Raw genomic sequence first — 16,180 nt, forward strand, 5'->3', positions numbered from 1 at the left:
GCCGCTCACGCCACCATGCGCTCCTCGGCCAGCTCCGTCAGCCGGACGGTGCACAGGCCGTTGCGTTCCGCCTTCACGTCGGTCACCGTGAGCTGCGTGCCGGGGGCCAGGATGACCTCCTCCTCGCCGGTGAAGGCGGAGAACCGCCGGATGCCCACGGCCCGCACGGGCAGCACCTCGAAGAGCGTCCGCTTGCCGCGACCGCCGAGGAACGCCTGGGCCACGCCGAGCTTCGACGTGCACGACGAGACGCCCCACCACGTCACGGTCTGCCCGAGCGGGTACTGCGCCCGCAGGTCCAGCGACACCCCGCGCCACAGCGGCTCCGTGCGGGCCGGGAGCCGGGACACGGCCGAGAACAACAGCCGCAGGTACGGCAGGTACGGCACGATCCGGCCACGGTCCGGGTGGCGCAGCGTGGCGTTGATCTGCCGGTAGAAAACCGACTCGCAGGTGTAGAGGTAGAGGGCCGCGACCTCGTCGGCGGAGAGACCGTCGGCCGCGCCGTCCACCTGCTTCTCGCCGAACCGGTGTGACTGCCCGACGTGCCAGTCGAGCCCGGGCAGCAGCGCGGCCACCGGGGCGACGGCCGCACGGAAGTCCATCAGCGGGGTGGCGGCCACGCCGGTGATCGCGGGAAGGGCCAGCCCCTCGTCCTTGACGCTGGCGAGCCGCTCCAGGTAGAGCTTGTGCAACTCCATCGTGGAGGCGATGAACGCCCCCATGCGCTCGGCCGTGCCCGCGTCGGTGCCGCCCGCGTGCGCCGTCGAACCGCTCCATCCCTTGCGGGGCAGCCAGTCGATCTCGTCGGCGCCCAGCGTCCGGAGCGCCTCGTTGACGTCGGCGAAGTGGTTCCCGTCGCAGAAGATGTCGCCCTGCGCCGCCGGATTGGGGTGGTCGAGGTGGCGGACCTCCACGCCCGGGTACTTCTTCTCGAGCCGCTGCACCACCCGCTTGAGGCTGCGCGCGTGCGCGCCCCACCACGCGAACACCACGCCCCGGTCCTCCTCGTCGGCGTGCTGCTTGGCCTTCAGGATCTCCTCGACCAGGGCCTCGACGACCGGCCGCCAGAACGCGGTGTGCCGGTCGGTGGCCAACGCCCCGTCGCTGCTGGCGGTGAGCGCCGCGTTCAACAGCAGCACGCCCTGGGTGAGCATCGCCTGGAACCACTCCGGTGGCTGCACCGTGTCGTGCTCGCGCAGCAGGGCACGGATGTCGGCGATCGGCGTCTTCCTGGCGATGCCGTGCTTCCACATCGCCGCCGCCTTGATGATGCAGCGGATGGTGACGACCCTGCCGAACTGGCTGTCGTTCCAGTGGTGGAAGGTGTTGTCGAACATGGCGATGCCGGTGGCGCTCTCGCTGCGCGGGTACGGGTTCTGCCCGAAGACGACGACCTTCCACTTGTGCGGCGGGTGGGGCTTGAGCGCCTGGAAGGTCAGTTCCCGCACGGGCACGACCATGGGGCTGCGGCCCGGGCCGATGAAGGTGGCGGCGTCCGGCTGCGCCTCGATGACCGGCTTGACCAGCGGCAGCCACGGCTCGCCGCCGCCGGTGAACAGGTCGGCGAGGGCCAGCGGGTCGTTCGGGTCGGGCGGGGTGGGGGCGGTGGTGTCGCTCATCGCGGGCTCCCGAAGTGGCGGGCCGTGCCGGTCCGGCGGCACGGGTGATCGAGGTGGGGGCATTCTGCCGCCAGCGGGCGACAGTTACGGCACCGGCGACCGGCGCGGGGCCCTCGACGCCGGCGGTTCCGGCGCCGGGCGCCGTGCGTGGCGCGACGCGGAAGGTTGTCGGTGGGCGGCGATAGCGTGCTCCACGTCGGAGACAACCCCTTCCCCACCGGAGTGAACATGACCCTCGACCGCGAGAAGCCGCTGCTCAGGGTGGTGCTGACGGACGTCAACGCGAATGTGGTGCAGGCGTGGCGCGCGGCGTTCGCCGACACCCCCGAGGTCGAGATCCACAAGGGATCGATCCTCACCCGGCAGACCGACGCCTGGGTCAGCCCGACCAACTCCCGGGGGCGGATGGACGGCGGCGTCGACGCGGTCGTCAAGCGGCACCTCGGGGCGGGGATCCAGCTGCGCGTCCAGCGGGCGATCCGCGACCAGTTCGGCGCGGCGATGCCGGTGGGCAGCGCCGTCTGCGTGCCGTCGGGGGCCACCAACCCCAGGTTCCTGATCTCGACCCCGACCATGGAGCAGTCGGCGCAGGACGTCAGCGAGACGCTGAACGTGGCGCTGGCCTGCGCCGCCGCGTTCCAGGCCATCCATACCCAGAACGAGAGGGAGCCGGGCAGCATCTCGTCGGTGGCGCTGGTCGGCATGGGCGCGGCGACCGGCCGGGTGCCGGCGCGGGTCTGCGCCAACCTGATGTGGACCGGCTACACGCTGTTCAACGACTACCACTTCCGCGACTACGACGACCTGCGGAGGACCATCCGCACGCAGCTCGACGACATCGACAGCCGCCCGCAGGAGGAGCGTGTGCGGGTGACGGTGCCGACGGCGGCCGGCTCCCGCCGGTCACGAGGCTGACGCGTCCCGCCGGCGGGGTGGGCGCCCCCGGCGCGTCCGCTGCGGTGGACCCGCCTCCTGCCCCGACGGGTCCGGGCGTTCGACGCGGGTGGGGTCGCCGCGGACGAGTTCGTCGTGGATGCGCCACCGGGCCGTGTCGGCGGCGCGCTCGGCGGTCTCGTCGCCGCGTGCGATCCGCTGCCGCAGCAGCTGGATGGCGAGGCGCCGGTTGAGGCTGAACTGCCGCTCGGTGTCGACCACCACGACGATGCCCGACGGGCGGTGGGTCGCCCGTACCGCCGTGCTGGCCTTGTTCCGGTGCTGGCCGCCGGGGCCGCCGGTACGGCAGGCCACGATGTCGACGTCCGCCTCTGCGAACGCCGTGGTCGGGCTGTCGAGCTGGCACGGTCGGGCGACGACGTACCAGTTCTTCCGGCCGGTGCCCGCCCGGTAGGGGCTGGGGGCCTGCCAGCACAGGGTGCCGGTCCACGAGGCGGCGAACGCCTCGGCGCCGTCGCCGGAGATCCGGATCAGTGCCGACCGGTAGGTGTCGGGCCGTTCGCCGGGCACGGTCCGGACCCGGTGGGTCGTCAGGCCCCGCCGGGCGGCCTCGGTCTCCAGGCGGTGCAGCAGCCGGGCCAGCGCCCAGGCGCACTCCTGCGGGCCACGCCCGGCCGACACGAGCAGGTGCAGGCTCATGCCCGGCCCCGCTTACGGCGGTCGTCGCGGCGGTCCGACCGGCTGGTGGACCCCACGTCGGGCGTCTTGTAGGTGACCAGGGGGACCGTGGTGGCCACGGGCGTGGCCAGGTCGTGGTCGACGAGATCCGTGATCACGCGTTCGATGCGCTTGTAGGCCGTGGGCGCCTCCTCGAAGAGCAGTTGGCGGTCGCCGCACACCACCAGCGACCCCACCGGCGTGCGCCGTAGTTCCTCGACGGTGTGCTTGGCCCGGCTGCGCCGCAGGGCGTCGGCGCGGGACATCTTGCGGCCCGCGCCGTGCGCCACCGAGTGGTTGGCGTCCGGGCCGGCGTGGGCGGCCACGAGGTAGGAGGCGGTGCCCCGGGTGCCGGCGACGAGCACGTCGCGGCCGTCGCCCGGCGCCGCGCCCTTGCGGTGCAGGTAGACCCCGTCGTTGACCTCCACCAGGTTGTGGCACTGGTCGACGACGGGCTCGGTGGGCTCGGCCCCCAGGGCGTGGGCGACCCGGGCGGCCAGCAGCCGCCGGTTGAGCGAGCCCCACCGTACGGCGTCGTCGTGCGCCGCCAGGTAGGCGGCGGGATCAGGGGCGGGGCCCGCGCCGTGGGCCTCGGTGTGCGCCCGCAGGATCCGCTCGCCCAGGCCCCGGGAGCCGGTGTGGACGATGAGCACGAGGTCGCCCGCGTCGAGCCCGAGCCGGCCGGCGTGACCCGGCTCGAAGACCGTGTCGACGCGCGCCAGCTCGACGAAGTGGTTGCCGCGGCCGACCGTCCCCAGTCCGTCGACATGACCGGCGGGGATGTCGCCCGTCACGACGGCCCAGGCGGGGTCGTCGGCGTCCCGCTCGGGGTCGAGGGGGCGGTCGAGGTCGGGGAACCGGGCGGCGAGCCGCTCCGGCACGGCCCGCTTGAGCCTGATGGGGAACACGGCGATGCCGCAGCCGATGTCGGAGCCCACCAGGAACGGGTACAGCACGGTCGACGCCATGGCGGCGCCGATGGGGGCACCCTTGCCCGGGTGCAGGTCCGGCATGGCGGCGACGTGGATCATGCCGGGAAGGGCGGCCACCTGCTGGCACTGCGTCAGGGCCTCGGACTCGATCCAGCTCGTGGGGGAGGCGAACACGGTGACGGTGGCGGGGGTGGACTGCGGCGGGGACTGGTGCGGAGACAAGGACGCTCGCTTCTCGCTAGAACAGCATGGACGGACGGCACCACGACACCGGTCGGTGCCGCGCGCCTCGGCGATGGGGATGCTGCCCGTCAGAACGTCATGGACGACACTGTTGCGGAGCCGACCGGGTGCGGCAACCGACTTTCCGCCGCCCCGGCGATTTGTTCGACGCCCTGCCAGGGTCGCGCCCCCTAGCCGCGGGTCGTCGCGACGGTGGGCGGACGGTCAGGGGGTGGGCAGGGCGCCGAGGCGGTGCAGCAGCTGCCGACCCAGCGGCAGGCGCTTGTCGGCGTCGCCGTCCGTGTGGACGTCCACGTTCAGCGCGAAGCAGTACAGCCGGTCGCCGCGTTCGACCCAGCCGACCCACCATCCCGTGCCCGGGTCGGTGGCGTCCGTCCAGCCGGTCTTGCCGTGGAGGGCGTACCCGGCGGTGCGCTCCAGGCGCAGGATGTCCCGGACGGTGGCCTGGTGCCCCCGGTCGGCCGGCAGCTCGCCCCGGGCCAGCCGGGCCAGCCACCGCGCCTGCTCGTCGGCCGAGATCTCCAGCGGCCCGTCCAACCAGAACCGGTCCACGGCCGGCCCGACCTCGCCGTTGCCGTAGCCGAGCCGGTGCAGCAACTCCCGCTCCCGGTCCGGTCCGATGCGGCGGGCCAGTTCCTGGAAGACCGGCACGTTGGAGACCCGCACCGCGTCGCGCAGCCCCATGTCCCGCTCCCAGGCGGCGACGCGCTGCGGCCGACCGCCGTAGGGGACCTTCTCCCGCTCGTCGCGCACCACGCCGGTCTCCAGCGCGATCAGGCTGTGCGCGATCTTGAACGTCGAGGCGGGGACGAACCGCCGCTCGGCCCGCTCCCGGTCGACCATGACGACGCGGCCGGCCGTCACGTCGTACATCACGAAGGTGCCCCGGAGGCCGGCCTGCCGGAACAGGCCCGCCAGGTCGTCGCGGACCTCGACCGCCGGCGCGGTCGGCGTGGGGGACGGGTCCGTCGCGGCGGTGGCGGACGCGGCGCCAGCCGGCGGCGGCTGCGGACGCCCGCTGCCGGTGCAACCGGTCGCGCCGGCCAGCAGGATCAGGGCAACGGCCGCGGCGCCCGCGACCCGCCGCCGGGCGCCCGCGCCGACCGCCGTCGGTCGCGCGGGCAGGCTCCGCGTCCGTGCCTCGAAGATCACCGCCACCGCCTCCGTCCGTGCCGGCACCGACGCCCCAGTCAAGCACGTTGCGGGGCTACGGCATCGCCCCGTCGGTCGGCTCACGGCTCAGCCGTCGCGCCGATCACGGCGGCCACGTCGGGCGGCAGCGGGTACGGGCGCTCCGGGGGCAGCAGCGCCCCGGCGGCGGTGTCGTCGCCGGCGTCGAGCGCCGCGCGCACCGCGTGGGCGGTCGGGGTCACGTCGGTGAGACCGACCAGCCACTCGTCGACGTACCGGCGCACCGCCTCGCCGGAGAGCCCCACCTGTAGGGACCGGTGCGGCAGCGGCGCCAGGCGCAGCGACCGTTCCGGATCCCACTGCACCCGCACCGGGCTGGCCCGCAGCCGTCGCGACCAGTCCCCCCTGTTCTGGTGGCGGTCGCGTTCGAAGCTGCTCAGGCACGAGTTGGCCAGCGCCCACTCGAAGCCGGCGCGGGTGACCTCGACGGCCAGCACCCGCTCCTGCCCGGGCTTCGTGCCCCAGCCGCAGCGGTACATCATCCAGCGGAACGACGGCTTGATCCAGGTCATCCGTTCCCGCTTGAACGGCGACACGAAGCGGCCGGCGGCCAGCGCCGGGCGGGCGATCTCCGGCGGGTACGCCTGGTACACGGTCACGGTGTCGGCGGTGAAGCGGGCGCGGACCTGGTGGGCGGGGACCTGCATGGCGCCGATCCTGGCCGATCGTCCGGGCCCGGTCCATCGGATTGTCCCGCCCGGGCCGGCGGCCCCGGTGGGGGATAGGCTGCCGGTCGTGGCAGGTCTTCTCAGGAGTGTGGCGGCCCGTATCGGCGGGGTGATCCCGTCGCCGCGCCGGCCCGGCCCGGGCCCGGCGCGGGTCGCCCGCCCCCGCCAGGTCGCGGCGTTGCAGCGCCGGCAGTTGGCGTACGCGCCGGAGCTCGACGGGCACGCCGATCCGGGCGAGATCGTCTGGACCTGGGTGCAGTACGAGGACGACCCGCGCCAGGGCAAGGACCGTCCCGTGCTGGTGGTGGGCCGGCACAGCCGGACGCTGTTCGGGCTGATGCTGTCCAGTCAGAGCGAGCGCGACGGGCAGCGGCACTGGCTGGCGCTCGGCCCGGGCGAGTGGGACCGGGACAACCGGCCGAGCTGGGTGCGGCTGGACCGGGTGCTGACCATGCGGGAGGACGGCATCCGCCGGGAGGGCGCGGTGCTGGACCGGGCCCGTTTCGACCGGGTCGGCCGGGCCCTGCGCGCCGGCTACGGCTGGCGCTGACCCGTCAGGCCGGCTCGCGGCTCGGGCCGATCCCGGCGTCGCGGGCGTCCGGCGGCGGGTACGGCTGCTCGGCCAGCAGCCGGGCCAGGTGCGCGCTGTTGAGCGCCAACGCCGTGGTGGTGCGTCCCGTGGTGTCGGGCTTGGGTCGGGCGTCGATGTAGTCCACCTTGTGCAGCGCCTCGCCGACCCAGTAGGTGGCGCCGGCCGCGGGGCAGGTGAAGCCGACCTCGTTGAGGGCCTGCTGGACCTCGCCGATGGTATGGTGCGCGCCGTCCTCGTTGCCGACGACCGCGACCCCGCCCACCTTGCCGTAGGTGAGCAGCCGGCCCTCGGCGTCGGTCTCGGAGAGCTCGGCGTCGAGCCGTTCGAGGACCATCTTGCACACGGCGGACGGCTGACCGAGCCAGATCGGCGTGGCGATGACGAGGATCTGCGCGGCCATCAGCCTGGACCGGATGACCGGCCAGCCGTCGCCGTCGCCCTCGTCGGTGGAGACGCCGAAGCGCACGTCGTGGTCGACGACCCGGATCAGGTCGCCCGGCACGCCCTGGTCGGCGAGGGCGTCGAGCACCTCGCGCCCGAGCACCTCGGCGCTCGACGGGGCGGGGGACCGCTTGAGGGTGCAGTTCAGGACCAGGGCCCGGATGCTCACCACGGTGTTCCTCCCTCGGCCGGTGCGGCGCTGATCCTGCCGGCATACCCGGCAACCGGCGCGAGACACGTCGAAACGCGTCGTGCCCCGACCGGCGGTCCGCTGGCGTGGGCCTGCGCGCTCAGCACTCCGCCAGGTGGGCGCTGTCGACGAGTTGCCGGGGCGGGCGAGCCACCCCGAGGCTCTTGGCCCGGTACATGGCGGCGTCGGCACGGTCGAGCGCCTCGGTGAGCTGGGCGGGCCCGGTGACGGGGGCGAGCCCCACGGAGGCGGTCACCCGGACGCTGAGCTCGCCCAGCGGGATCGGCGCGGCGAGGCTGTCGCAGAGCCGCCGGGTGGCGTGCTCGATCCACCGCCGGTCGATCGTGGGGCTGGCCAGCAGGCCGGCGAACTCGTCGCCGCCGAGCCGGGCGACCAGGTTGTCCCCGGCGAAGGCGGCGAGCCGTTGGGCGACGCTGACCAGCACCTGGTCGCCGGCGGCGTGGCCGTAACGGTCGTTGATCTGCTTGAAGTCGTCGAGGTCGAGCACCACGGCGATCAGCGGCTGCCCGGCCGCGTCGGTGAGCAGCGTGGCGGCCAGGCGGTAGAACGCGCGGCGGTTGGGCAGGCCCGTCAGGGGGTCGTGGCTGGCGGCGTGCCGCTCGGCGGCGAGCTCGGCCTGGAGGTGCCGGATCTCGACCTCGGCCTGGATCGCGCGGCGCCGCAGCTGCCAGGAGGTGACGAGTGCCCCGGCGGCACAGATGCCGGACGCGATGGTCAACGGATCCGGCACGAGACCTCCCATCAGCACGTCGCCGCCGGCCCCCGCGCGCGGCGGTCCGCGCCCGCGTGTCGGGCCCCGTCCGGCCTGGTGGCAGCCCCAGGTCGGGTCACTCAGAGTGAACAGATGGGCACTGTCCACGTGCGTTATCATGCTCGCTGTCCGGTGCAGATGCAATAGCAGATGCACGTGCAGGAAGCCCTTCGTCGATATCGTGCCCCCTCATCAGGCACCGCTGCCCGGCATCGCGGGGCTCGCGAGAGAAAGACGTCCATGCAGCAGCCTCCGAACGGCGTTCCCACCACCCAGCTGCCCCCGCTCGCCTGGCAGAAGAGCCGCCGGAGCAATCCCAGCGGCAACTGCGTAGAGCTGGCCGAACTGCCCGGCGGCGCCGGCATCGCCCTGCGCAACTCCCGGCACCCGGAGGGGCCGGCGTTGATCTACACGGTGGACGAGATCGCCGCCTTCGTGCTCGGCGCGCGCGACGGGGACTTCGACAACCTCATCGCCTGACCGCGTCCCGCCGACCGGGGCGAATTGTCCGCACCGAGGAAGTTCACCTCACTCACGGTTCATGGCATGCTTACACGTCGGCCGCGCGAGGGCACCCGGTCGACACGAACCGGCATGTGGAGGTCGGCTGTGACGATGGGTCCCGCCGAGGGCGGTCCGGGGACCGGCCCGACCGTGCTGCGCATGCTGCTCGGCGCCCAACTGCGCCGCCTGCGCGAGTCCAGCGGGGTGACCCGGGAGGGTGCCGGCTGGGAGATCCGCGCCTCCGAGTCGAAGATCAGCCGGATGGAGCTGGGCCGGGTCGGCTTCAAGGAACGCGACGTCGCGGACCTGCTCACCCTCTACGGCGTCACCGCGTCCGAGGAACGGGAGGCGCTGCTCAAGCTCGCCCGCGACGCCAACAGCCCGGGCTGGTGGCACCGCTACGGCGACGTGCTGCCGAACTGGTTCCAGTCGTACCTCGGGCTGGAGGCGGCCGCCGCGCTCATCCGCAGCTACGAGGTCCAGTTCGTCCCCGGCCTGCTCCAGACCCGGGAGTACGCCCGGGCGGTGGTGCTGCTCGGGCACGGCCGGGCCGCACCGGCGGAGATCGAGCGTCGGGTCGCCCTGCGCATGCAGCGCCAGCGGTTGCTGCATCGCGAGAACCCGCCGCAGCTCTGGGCGGTGGTGGACGAGGCCGCGCTGCGCCGGCCGATCGGCGGCCCACGGGTGATGCGCGAGCAGGTGGCGGCGTTGATCGAGGCCACCAAGTCGCCGAACATCCGGCTCCAGGTCATCCCGTTCGCCGCCGGTGGGCACGCCGCCGCGGGTGGGGCCTTCACCATCCTGCGCTTCGGTGACCGGGAACTGCCCGACATCGTCTACATCGAGCAGCTCACCAGCGCGCTCTACCTCGACAAGCGCGACGACCTCGACTACTACGCGGTCGCGATGGAACGGCTCTGCGTGGAGGCCGAGCCGCCGGAGCGTACGCCGGAGATCCTCGGCGCGATCCTGGACGACCTCTACCCGGGGTGACCCCGGCGGGGCCTCGCCCGGACGGCGGTGCGGCTACCATGGTCGCCGACCGGCGACAGTGGACGGACGCCCCCGGTCGCGGGTGGCGCAGAGTCGTGGAGGCTGCCTTGACCACCGATGCCCCGGGTACGACGACCGGCCCCGCGCACCCGAGCGACCGCATCGACACCTCGGTGGCCCACCCCGCGCGCCGGTACAACTACTGGCTCGGTGGCAAGGACAACTTCCAGGCCGACCGGGACTCCGGCGACATGGTGGCGGCGTCCTTCCCGACCATCCGCACCGCCGCGCTGGAGAACCGCCGTTTCCTCCAGCGGGCCGTGCGGCACCTCGCCCGGGAGGAGGGCATCCGCCAGTTCCTCGACATCGGCACCGGCATTCCGACCGCCGACAACACCCACGAGGTCGCGCAGGCGATCGCCCCCGAGTCACGGGTGGTCTACGTCGACAACGACCCGATCGTGCTCGCGCACGCCCGGGCGCTGCTGACCAGCTCGCCCGAGGGCGCCACGGCCTACATCGACGCCGACCTGCGCGACCCGGAGCGGATCCTGCACCACCCCGACCTGCTGCGCACCATCGACCTGTCCCGGCCGGTCGCCCTGATGCTGGTCGCGATCCTGCACTTCGTCGGCGACGACGACGACCCGTACGCCGTGGTCACGCGGCTGCTCGACGCGCTGCCGCCGGGCAGCTACCTGGCGGCCTCGCACGCCACCCACGACTACCTCCCCCCGCACGTGGCCCAGGAGGCGAAGGCGGCGGCCCGGGGCGGCAGCCCGCACGGCCTGATCAACCTGCGCACCCGGGCCGAGTTCACCCGGTTCTTCGACGGGCTGGAGCTGTTGGAGCCCGGCGTCACGTCGGTCGCCGAGTGGCGTGCCGAGGACGCGCCGCAGCCCCGCCCGGCGGCGGCCGAGGTCAGCATGTACGGCGGGGTGGCCCGCAAGGGCTGACCGCGCACCTGCGCACCCGCCGGCCCGGACCACCACGTCCCGGGCCGGCGCTGCTGCTGCGCGGGGTCACCCTCGACGTCGCCCAGCGCTGCCGCGCGGAGTCGCACTCGACGTCGCCCCCGCACTCGACGTGGCCCCGCGCTCGGCGTCACCCTGGCCGGGGCGGCGTGGTGGGCCGCGTCGGTGTTCCTGTCGCGTGCGGTCCCGAGCCGGATCGCCGCCCGTTGGCGTTGACGTAGGCGGCCCGCTCCGCCTAGTCTCTGTATCGATCCAGTCTGAATCGATACAGAGAGGCCGCGGTGAAGCCGACCCTGCAAGCCGTCGCGGACGCCGTCGGCGTGTCCCGCAGCACCGTCTCCAACGCCTACAGCCGACCCGACCAGCTCTCCGCCGCCCTGCGCCAGCGGATCCTGGAAGCCGCCCGGCAGCTCGGTTACCCCGGCCCCAACCCCACCGCCCGGTCGCTGCGGCGTGGGTATGTGGGCGCCATCGGAGTGCTCTTCGAGTCGCGGCTGTCGTACGCCTTCACCGACCCCTTCGCGGTCCGCTTCCTGGCCGGCGTCGCCGAGGCGGCCGAGCGACACGGCACCAGCCTGCTGCTCGTGCCGCTGCCGGCCGACGAGCCCGCCGCGCGGCGGGCGGTGGAGAACGCCGCCGTCGACGGCTTCTGCGTCTACTGCGTCGGCGACGAGGGCTGGGTCGTCGACGTGCTCCGCGAGCGCGGCCTGCCCGTCGTCACGACCGCCCCCCGCGACGACGCCGGCCCCGACGACCGCTACGTCGGCATCGACGAGCGGGCCGCCGCCCGGGCCGTCGCCGCCCACGTGGCGGGGCTCGGGCACCGGCGGGTCGCCCTGCTCGGCGACGCCGTGCGCCCCGGCGCGGCCCCGGGCGAACTGCGCCTCGCCGACGTGGCCGACGTCGCCCACCCGACGACCCGGGCGCGGCTGGCCGGATTCGCCGACGCCTTCGCCGAGGTGGGCGTCGCCTGGCCCGAGCTGACCGTGCTCGCCGCCACCGACAACAGCCGGTCAGCGGGCGCCACGGCCGTCGCCGCCGCCCTCGCCGCCCTCGAACCGCCCACGGCGGTACTGGCCTGCGCGGACGTGCTCGCCCTCGGCGTCCTCGACGCGCTCGCCGAGGCCGGCCGGCCGCCCGTGTCGGTCACCGGCTTCGACGACATCGCCGAGGCCGCCACCGCCGGCCTCACCACCGTGCGGCAACCAGCCGAGGAGAAGGGGCGCATCGCCGCCCGACTCCTGCTCGACCCGCCCGCCGACCCGGCGGCCGGCCACGTCCTGCTACCCACCGCACTCGTCGTCCGGTCCTCCACCGGACCCGTCCCAGGGAGCTGACCATAAAACAGCCCACCGGCTTCGTCCTCGCCGTCGACGCGGTGACCCGACACGTCAACTCCGCCCGGCCGGACGCCCCCGTCCGCCCGGAGCGGCCCCGCGTCGCGCGACTCGCCCCCACCCGGCTGGTCGCCGCCGCCGTCCTGCGCCGGCTCGCCGACCGCATCCAGCCGCCGCCGGTCGCCGCCGCGCCGCGCTGCTCCTGACCGTCGGCGCGGGCCGGTAGCCCGCTGCTCCTGACCGTCGGCGCGGGCCGGTAGTCCGCTGCTCCTGACCATCGCCGCAGGCCGGTAGTCCGCTGCTCCCGACCGTCAGTGCGGGCCGGTCGTCGCCGTCTGAACCGCGACGACCGGCCCGCAACCGGGCACCGCGCTGGTGGCAGACCCCGCCGGCAGGGCAGACTGAACGGCTATGTCGCCGTTCTCGCCCACCCTGCGGTTGCACGACCGCTACGTCCTGCGCGAGCGCATCGGCCTCGGCGGGATGTCCGAGGTGTGGCGCGCCGACGACGAGGTGCTGCACCGGCCCGTCGCCGTCAAGGCCCTCACCCGGGAGTTCGCCACCGACCCGCAACTGCGGGCCACCATCCAGCGCGAGGCCCGCGCCGCCGCGCGGCTGACCCACCCGCACGTCACCCAGGTGTACGACTACGGCGAGGCGGCCCTGGACGGCGGCATCGTCGTCCCGTACCTGGTGATGGAGCTGGTGCAGGGGCGCAACCTCGCCGACCGGCTCGCCGACGGGCCGCTGCCCTGGCCGGAGGCGGTGCGGATGGCCGGCCAGATCGCCGCGGCGCTCGCCGCCGCCCACCGCATCGGCGTGGTGCACCGCGACGTCAAGCCCGGCAACGTGATGCTCACCGAGACCGGCGCCAAGGTGCTCGACTTCGGCATCGCCGCGCTGGCCGGGCCGCACCACCCGCGGGCGGGGCAGACCGGCGAACTGCTGATGGGCACGCCCGCGTACTTCGCCCCGGAGCGGATGCGGCCCGGGCCGCCGAACCCGGCCAGCGACGTCTACGCACTCGGCGCGCTGCTCTACCGCACCCTCACCGGCCGGGCCCCACTGCCCGTGCAGACCTGGGAGGACGCGCTGGAGGTGCACGCCGGGCAGCCGCCGGTGCCGCCCCCGCAGGTCCCCGGGCTGCCGCCCGACATCGCCGAGCTGACCCTGGCCTGCCTGGCCACCGATCCGGCGCACCGGCCGGGCGCGGCCCAGCTCGCCACCCGCTTCGCTGCGGGGGCGTCGGCCCACCCGCCCACGGCCGTCCTGCCGACCCCGTCCGCCGGTGCATCGTCCGCGACGCCCCCCTCGTCGGCGGGCGCCGAGCACCCGCCGACCCTGATCGACCGCTCACCGCCGTCCCCGAACCCCACCGGCCGCGCGGGGGTGCCGTACCCCGCCCCGCCGGGCGGGCGCCATCCCGTGGTCGCCCGCACCAGCCGTCCCGCCCCGGCCGGCGGGGCGGGGACCACGCGCAGCAGGCCTGTCACCGCGCTGGTCGCCGTCGGCGTCGCGCTGCTCGTCGGGCTCGTCGGGGCGCTCGTCATCGGCGACGGCGGAAGTCCGCCACCGGCGGCGGCCCCCGTCACCGGCACACCGGCCGGGAAGCCGACCTCGGCCAGACCGACTCCGTCGGCCAGGACCTCCGCCCCGCCGCCGGTGACCGCGCGGCCCGACCCGATCGGCCTGCCGCAGTTCGTCGCCGAGTTCGCCGCGGTGCTCGCCTGGGCGCAGGCCCGCGGCGACATCGACCGCAAGACGGTCGAGGGGCTGCGGGACAAGCTCGCGGACCTGAGCCGGGGCAAGGAGAAGGACCGGGCCAAGCGGGTCGAGAAGCTGCGGGAGCGCCTCGCCGAGGCGGCCGAGGAGGGGCAGCTCCCGCCCGACACGGTGGCCCGACTCGACGCCCTGCTCGACCGGATCGACACGCCGTCGCCGGACGACGACGAGGACGACGACTGAACCCGGCTCAGCCGACCTCGACCGAGGACCCCTGCTCCACCCGGCCGCCCCGCACCACCTGCGCGTACGCGCCCAGGCACGGCTGCGCGCCGAGCTGCGGCAGCGGCGCGACCCGGTTGAGGCGGGCCGGGACACGCAACGCCTCGCTCTGCCGGGGGAGCGACCCGTGCGCCAGGGTCGGCACCGCGCACCGCGGGGTCGGGGCGAGTACCCGCAGCACCAGCTCGGGGCCGACCCGCAGCTCGCGACCGACCCAGTCGTTCTCGGCGAAGCCGTCCACGCCGACGTCGAGCACGAGGTTGGGCCGGTAGCGGACCGCCTCGACGGTGCCGCCCGGAAGCTCGGCGGCCACCCGGGCCAGGGTGGCCGTCGTGACCAGGTGCACCGGGGCGAAGTCGAAGAAGGTGCCCGGCGCCGCCGCCCCGAGCGGGTTGGCGTCGACCGGCACCTCGGCGGCCAGACCGGCCGCCAGCACCGCGTCCGGGTCGGCCCGGTCCAGGAGCGCCCCGGCGGGCGGCCGGTCGATCAGCGTCACCGGGACGCCCAGCACCCGGGACAGCACGTCGTCGACACCGGGGTCCACGCTGGACAATGCCCGCCCGTCGGGCAGCGTGATCCGTACCTCATCTGGTGCGGCGCCGGCCGCGCGGAGCGTGAGCAGGTCGCGCCAGAGCCGGGGGTGCTTAGCGCTGGCCACCCGCCCAGTGTCCCGGTGCCGCAGGGCCAGCCGCCGGTCGCCCGCCACCCCCGCCGGGCCGACGTCGGCGTGAGGCAGCCGCTCACCCAGCATCGACTTCACCGGGTAACGCCACAGCTGCGCCAGCCGGCCGGTCATCCTGCCGCCGCCCCGGCGCGGGGCGCCGCGACCCGGACCGGGGCCGCGCCGGCGGTCGTGGTGCGCGTCGTCACGGCGCCACCCTAGTGCGAACCCCCGCCGCTGTGGACGGTCCGTGGGACGCAAGGGTCGGCCCATTGGCGGACTCCCAGGATCGGTTCGTAGCGTGTGGGCCATGATTCGTACCGCGCACGCCCTGCTCGCCTCCGGCACCGCCCCCGAAAAGGCCGCGCCGCCCGAGGACGGACTGGTCGGCTTCGTCATCGGCCTGGTCGAGCGGCTCGGCGGCCCCGGCGCGGGTCTGGCCGTGGCCCTGGAGAACCTCTTCCCGCCGATCCCCAGCGAGGTGATCCTGCCGCTGGCCGGCTTCGTCGCCGGCCAGGGTCGGATGAGCGTGGTCAGCGCGATCTTCTGGACCACCCTCGGCTCGCTGCTCGGCGCCCTCGCCCTGTACTGGATCGGCGCCGCGCTGGGCCGGGAGCGGATCCGGGCGATCGCGCAGCGGCTGCCGCTGATCAAGCTCAGCGACGTGGACCGCACCGAGGAGTGGTTCCTGCGGCACGGGGTGAAGGCCGTCTTCTTCGGCCGGATGATTCCGATCTTCCGGAGCCTGATCTCCATCCCGGCCGGCGTGGAGCGGATGCCGGTGCTGACCTTCGCGGTCTACACGACGCTCGGCAGCCTGATCTGGAACACCACCTTCGTGATGGCCGGCTACCTGCTCGGCGACAACTGGCACCTCGTCGAGGGGTACGCCGGCGTGCTGCAGAAGGTGGTCATCGTCGCCAGCGTGGCGGCCGCCGGCTGGTTCGTGGTCTCCCGGATCATCCGTTCGCGGCGCGGTGCGGCGGAGGCTGTCGACCCCGTCCCGCCCGTCGACCCCGCCCCGCTGCCCCACGCGCCGGACCCGACGGGGCGGGGCACGATCTACCGCAGCGCGTACTCGGACGGGCAGGCACCAGACCGCGACCTGTCCCGCTGAGCCGGGGCGCGGCCACGGCGGGCGCCACCACGCCCGCCGGGCCCCCGTCGTGGTGGCCCTCGGAATCCGCGCCGCCGCCGCTGCGCGCTCTGCACGATCGCCGCGGGCACCCCGCCCCGACCTCGATCGGCCCCGGGACGCGGAAGTCCACCCGCGGGTTTGACCCCTGCGTCGGGCACGGCGGGCCACACCCCGTCGGGGCCACTCTCGCGTCCGTCCGCCCGGCTCCTACCGGAGATCTTGGTAGAAAACGGCCCCTCCAAGGGCCGTTTGCCACGGACCGTCGATCCGCACGCTCAGCGCGACCAGCCCGGCCAGCGCGCCGGCC

17 protein-coding genes are annotated in these 16,180 nt (G+C 74.7%); 9 read left to right on the forward strand and 8 right to left on the reverse strand.

What is annotated here, in order from left to right:
- Nucleotides 1–5 precede the first annotated feature (5 nt).
- Nucleotides 6–1,622 carry an ADP-ribosyltransferase domain-containing protein gene (locus AB0B83_RS11360; protein ID WP_357578057.1) on the reverse strand — a complete coding sequence of 539 codons (1,617 nt, stop codon included), beginning with the start codon at nt 1,620–1,622 and terminating at the stop codon, nt 6–8.
- A 228-nt stretch (nt 1,623–1,850) separates the two neighbouring features.
- Here AB0B83_RS11360 and AB0B83_RS11365 point away from each other — a divergent pair, with 228 nt between their 5' ends.
- Nucleotides 1,851–2,537, forward strand: a complete 687-nt coding sequence (locus AB0B83_RS11365) for a macro domain-containing protein (protein ID WP_357578058.1) — start codon at nt 1,851–1,853, stop codon at nt 2,535–2,537.
- Here AB0B83_RS11365 and prfH read toward each other — a convergent pair.
- From prfH to AB0B83_RS11385, 4 genes are all read right to left on the reverse strand, one after another.
- On the reverse strand, nt 2,526–3,215 hold the full coding sequence (gene prfH, locus AB0B83_RS11370; RefSeq protein WP_357578059.1) for a peptide chain release factor H: 690 nt from the start codon (nt 3,213–3,215) through the stop codon (nt 2,526–2,528). The genes AB0B83_RS11365 and prfH overlap by 12 nt on opposite strands.
- Nucleotides 3,212–4,387, reverse strand: a complete 1,176-nt coding sequence (locus AB0B83_RS11375; RefSeq protein WP_357578060.1) for an RNA ligase RtcB family protein — start codon at nt 4,385–4,387, stop codon at nt 3,212–3,214. The genes prfH and AB0B83_RS11375 overlap by 4 nt, the downstream gene beginning before the upstream one ends.
- A gap of 225 nt (nt 4,388–4,612) precedes the next feature.
- Complete coding sequence (gene blaOXA / locus AB0B83_RS11380; RefSeq protein WP_357578061.1) at nt 4,613–5,587, reverse strand: class D beta-lactamase; 975 nt, start codon at nt 5,585–5,587, stop codon at nt 4,613–4,615.
- A gap of 53 nt (nt 5,588–5,640) precedes the next feature.
- Nucleotides 5,641–6,246 carry a DUF4291 domain-containing protein gene (locus AB0B83_RS11385; protein ID WP_357578062.1) on the reverse strand — a complete coding sequence of 202 codons (606 nt, stop codon included), beginning with the start codon at nt 6,244–6,246 and terminating at the stop codon, nt 5,641–5,643.
- An 88-nt stretch (nt 6,247–6,334) separates the two neighbouring features.
- Between AB0B83_RS11385 and AB0B83_RS11390 the strand changes: the two genes are divergently transcribed.
- Entirely contained in the window at nt 6,335–6,817 is a 483-nt protein-coding gene (locus AB0B83_RS11390; protein ID WP_132240229.1) for a type II toxin-antitoxin system PemK/MazF family toxin, read from the forward strand.
- A 4-nt stretch (nt 6,818–6,821) separates the two neighbouring features.
- On the opposite strand, the gene AB0B83_RS11395 is transcribed toward AB0B83_RS11390, so the two are convergent.
- A complete protein-coding gene (locus tag AB0B83_RS11395; protein WP_357578063.1) occupies nt 6,822–7,472 on the reverse strand; it encodes an NAD(P)H-dependent oxidoreductase in 651 nt (216 codons plus the stop codon).
- Nucleotides 7,473–7,590: 118 nt separating this feature from the next.
- A complete protein-coding gene (locus AB0B83_RS11400; RefSeq protein ID WP_357578064.1) occupies nt 7,591–8,241 on the reverse strand; it encodes a GGDEF domain-containing protein in 651 nt (216 codons plus the stop codon).
- A gap of 261 nt (nt 8,242–8,502) precedes the next feature.
- Between AB0B83_RS11400 and AB0B83_RS11405 the strand changes: the two genes are divergently transcribed.
- The 6 genes from AB0B83_RS11405 (at nt 8,503) to AB0B83_RS11430 (ending at nt 14,035) form a co-directional block, all read left to right on the forward strand.
- Nucleotides 8,503–8,742 (forward strand): DUF397 domain-containing protein, encoded by a 240-nt coding sequence (locus AB0B83_RS11405; RefSeq protein WP_132240226.1) that lies wholly within the window; start codon nt 8,503–8,505, stop codon nt 8,740–8,742.
- Between the two features lie 129 nt (nt 8,743–8,871).
- Nucleotides 8,872–9,759, forward strand: coding sequence for a helix-turn-helix transcriptional regulator (locus tag AB0B83_RS11410; protein WP_192581520.1), 888 nt, complete (start codon nt 8,872–8,874; stop codon nt 9,757–9,759).
- 107 nt (nt 9,760–9,866) lie between these two features.
- Nucleotides 9,867–10,715: an SAM-dependent methyltransferase gene (locus AB0B83_RS11415; protein WP_357578065.1), complete on the forward strand. Its 849-nt coding sequence runs from the start codon at nt 9,867–9,869 to the stop codon at nt 10,713–10,715.
- Between the two features lie 299 nt (nt 10,716–11,014).
- A complete protein-coding gene (locus AB0B83_RS11420) occupies nt 11,015–12,070 on the forward strand; it encodes a LacI family DNA-binding transcriptional regulator (RefSeq protein ID WP_357578066.1) in 1,056 nt (351 codons plus the stop codon).
- A 41-nt stretch (nt 12,071–12,111) separates the two neighbouring features.
- On the forward strand, nt 12,112–12,276 hold the full coding sequence (locus AB0B83_RS11425) for a hypothetical protein (protein WP_357578067.1): 165 nt from the start codon (nt 12,112–12,114) through the stop codon (nt 12,274–12,276).
- 205 nt (nt 12,277–12,481) lie between these two features.
- The gene (locus AB0B83_RS11430) at nt 12,482–14,035 is read left to right on the forward strand and encodes a protein kinase (RefSeq protein ID WP_357578068.1); all 1,554 of its coding nucleotides are present in this window, start codon (nt 12,482–12,484) and stop codon (nt 14,033–14,035) included.
- Nucleotides 14,036–14,042: 7 nt separating this feature from the next.
- On the opposite strand, the gene AB0B83_RS11435 is transcribed toward AB0B83_RS11430, so the two are convergent.
- Nucleotides 14,043–14,870 carry an MOSC N-terminal beta barrel domain-containing protein gene (locus AB0B83_RS11435; RefSeq protein WP_357578069.1) on the reverse strand — a complete coding sequence of 276 codons (828 nt, stop codon included), beginning with the start codon at nt 14,868–14,870 and terminating at the stop codon, nt 14,043–14,045.
- Between the two features lie 175 nt (nt 14,871–15,045).
- On the opposite strand from AB0B83_RS11435, the gene AB0B83_RS11440 reads away from it, so the two are divergent.
- A complete protein-coding gene (locus AB0B83_RS11440; protein ID WP_357578070.1) occupies nt 15,046–15,852 on the forward strand; it encodes a DedA family protein in 807 nt (268 codons plus the stop codon).
- Nucleotides 15,853–16,180 lie beyond the last annotated feature (328 nt).

Origin of the sequence: Micromonospora sp. NPDC049060, from assembly GCF_040649055.1 — a bacterium.
In the GTDB taxonomy this organism is placed as follows: domain Bacteria; phylum Actinomycetota; class Actinomycetes; order Mycobacteriales; family Micromonosporaceae; genus Micromonospora; species Micromonospora reichwaldensis.